The sequence below is a fragment of the Xanthobacter autotrophicus ATCC 700552 genome, from assembly GCF_043194565.1.
GTDB classification, from domain to species: Bacteria; Pseudomonadota; Alphaproteobacteria; order Rhizobiales; family Xanthobacteraceae; genus Xanthobacter; species Xanthobacter autotrophicus_F.
Window position 1 is genome coordinate 1 of sequence record NZ_JBAFVS010000117.1, and the last position, 261, is coordinate 261.

The window sequence follows — 261 nt, forward strand, 5'->3', positions numbered from 1 at the left end:
ACCGAAAGGTCGTGGTGATGGTGCAGCATGGCGAGCGGGGTCGCCGTCATGGCGAGGATCATCACGCCATAGCCCGTGGCCGCGCCAAACAAGGCGACGAGATAAGCGGGCTGCCGGATGATCGCGCCTAAGGGGCGCCCGCCGCTCGATGCGCTCCGCGCGGGCTGCGGCATGTCCACGCCCAGCAGGAGGCCCGCCGCCAGCAGCGAAACCATGGCGAGGATCAGGAACGAGCCGGCATAGTCCGCCGCCAGCAAAGGG

General features: G+C 69.0%; 1 pseudogene. It reads right to left on the reverse strand.

The annotated features are described in order from the left end of the window. Positions 1-261: pseudogene (locus V5F48_RS25165) on the reverse strand (MFS transporter); the annotation flags it as partial.